The organism is Algibacter sp., from assembly GCF_049667265.1.
GTDB lineage: Bacteria > Bacteroidota > Bacteroidia > Flavobacteriales > Flavobacteriaceae > Algibacter_B.
On the sequence record NZ_JBATHX010000383.1, the window covers coordinates 1 to 2,545 of the forward strand.

Below are 2,545 nucleotides of genomic sequence, written 5' to 3' on the forward strand. Positions count from 1 at the left end.
GGAGATACAATCACTTACACCGATTTAAAAATTCAGCAATTAAACGTCAACAAATATGCGTATTTGAAAAACAAATTTCCAATTGAAGCTATTTTGGTTTATAACGGCAATGGCATTGTAAACTCAAATTTTGTGGTCAAAAATGGCAATTCAACAGTATATTCAAAAGCGATAAGATTTTCAAAAAACGATAATTCTAAAGTTGTAAATTTTACTTTGCCAGCAAATAGTGTAGGTGTTAGTAATTACAGGGCAATTCTAGAGCCTTTAGTAAGCGAAAAAAACAAAATAAATAATTCAAAGAATTTTGCTGTTGAAGTCATTAATCAAAAAACAAAAATTGCTATCGTTAGTGATTTTTCACATCCCGATTTAGGAGCGCTTAAAAAAAGTATTGAAAGTAACGAGCAACGTTCGGTTACACTTTTAAGTTCAAAAGAAATTATTAACCAAATAAATGATTTTCAATTAGTGATAATTTATCAGCCAGACAATAAGTTTAAAGGTTTGTTTGATAAAATAGAATTATTAAATTCCAACAAATTTGTAATTATAGGTGCAAAAACAAGTTTAAGTTTTTTAAATAATGCTTCTGAAAATTATACTCAGAGTATAACAGGTCAAATTGAAAATTACCAAGCGGATCTTAATTTAAATTATGCACCATTTATTATCGATGATATCGATTTTGAGTCTTTTCCACCATTGCTTTCTAATTACGGCGATGTAAAATTCAACATACCATTTCAAACCGTTTTAAATAAAAGAATAAGCGGCCATACTATTGATGAACCACTTTTGGCTACTTTTGAAACCAACGGCAGGAGAGAGGCTGTATTATTTGGTGCAAACATCTGGCAATGGCGTGCTCAAAGTTATTTAAATGAAAAATCATTTAACGCTTTTGATGATTTTTTAGGAAAGCTCATTCAATATTTAGCATCAAATAAACAGAAAAGCAGACTGAATTTGGATTATGAATCGTTCTATTCAGGAAGTAGAAATGTCATTATTAAAGCGGAGTTTTTCGACAAAAATTATGTATTTGATACGCGTGAAAGCTTGAGTATTACAGTAACTGACAAAAATTCAAAAGAAGGACATACGTTTCCCTTAATTTTAAAAAACAACAACTATCAAGTAGATTTAAGTAGTTTATCACCCGCAGAATATAGTTTTACTGTAACGGCTAAGAATGAAAACATATCCAAATCTGGTAGTTTTCAAATTTTGGAGTATGATGTAGAACAACAATTTTTAAATGCTGATGTAACAAAGTTGCAACGTTTGGCAACTAACAGTTCGGGTTCTAGTTATTTTATTGCTAATACAGAGAACGTGTTAAATGATTTATTAAATGATAATCGTTTCGTTCCTATTCAAAAAAGCAGTAAAAATACCATACCTTTGATAGATTGGAAATACCTGTTAGCCATAATAGCATTAAGCTTAGGTTTAGAATGGTTTTTAAGAAAATATAACGGATTAATTTAAAGTAAAAAAATGGAAAAATTACCAAAAGTAGCGTTCCCCTTTATAATTGGGGCAATTTTATTAGTAATCGTATTAGCAAAATCTGCAGTAACCATAGATTCTGGTGAAGCTGGTGTGCTTTTTAAAACCTTTGGAGAAGGTGTTGTTACCGATGAGCCACCTATGGCAGAAGGGTTTCACATTGTAGCTCCATGGAATAAAGTATACATTTATGAAGTGCGTCAACAAGAACTTTTTGAAAAAATGAAAGTACTATCTTCAAACGGACTTGAAATTCAAATTGATGCTTCTGCGTGGTATGAGCCTGTTTATAAGGATTTAGGAAATCTGCACCAATCTCTTGGTCAAAATTATCTGCAACGTGTAATCATGCCTTCCATAAGAAGTGCAGCGCGAAGTGTAGTAGGGCGATATACACCAGAGCAATTATATTCTAGTAAGCGTGATGCTATCCAAGACGAAATTTTTGAAGAAACTAAAAAGATTTTAGAAAAGCAATATGTGCAACTTAATGAGGTTTTAGTTAGAGATGTAACTTTACCAAATACCATTAAAGAGGCTATTGAGCGTAAATTACGCCAAGAACAAGAATCGTTAGAATATGAATTTAGATTAGTTACAGCAGCAAAAGAAGCTGAAAAAGTAATTATTGAAGCGAAAGGAAAAGCGGAATCTAACAGAATTTTAAGTGCATCTTTAACAGATAAAATTCTTCAGGATAAAGGTATTGAAGCTACTGTTAAACTATCAGAATCACCAAATAGTAAAGTGATTGTTATTGGTTCTGGAGATAGCGGCATGCCAATTATTCTTGGAAATAATTAAATTAAGAAATTAAATAATTCAACATTTATTACAATCTTTTAAAAATTATTAATTTTTTGATGGGTAATTATTAATAATGTTGAAATGTTTTAAGAATTGTATTTATAATTTGGATTTATTCATATAAATTATAGATATTTGTACAGATAAAAAAAAGACATGACTTTTATTCAAACACATCATCATTTTCATATTTGCTCTCAAGCGAAGTGAAGATGTATTGAGT

General features: G+C 30.3%; 2 protein-coding genes. Both read left to right on the forward strand.

Annotation, left to right across the window (positions count from 1 at the left end; all coding sequences use genetic code 11):
- On the forward strand, positions 1-1,494 hold a 1,494-nt coding region (locus tag WBN21_RS13215; RefSeq protein WP_424201030.1), incomplete at its 5' end, for a VWA domain-containing protein.
- A 9-nt stretch (positions 1,495-1,503) separates the two neighbouring features.
- Positions 1,504-2,319, forward strand: coding sequence for a prohibitin family protein (locus WBN21_RS13220; protein WP_424201032.1), 816 nt, complete (start codon positions 1,504-1,506; stop codon positions 2,317-2,319).
- Positions 2,320-2,545: the final 226 nt, after the last annotated feature.

Excerpts from the sequence above, each read along its gene's own strand:
- WBN21_RS13220 (WP_424201032.1), top strand. The coding sequence starts at position 1,504 with ATGGAAAAATTACCAAAAGTAGCGTTCCCCTTTATAATTGGGGCAATT.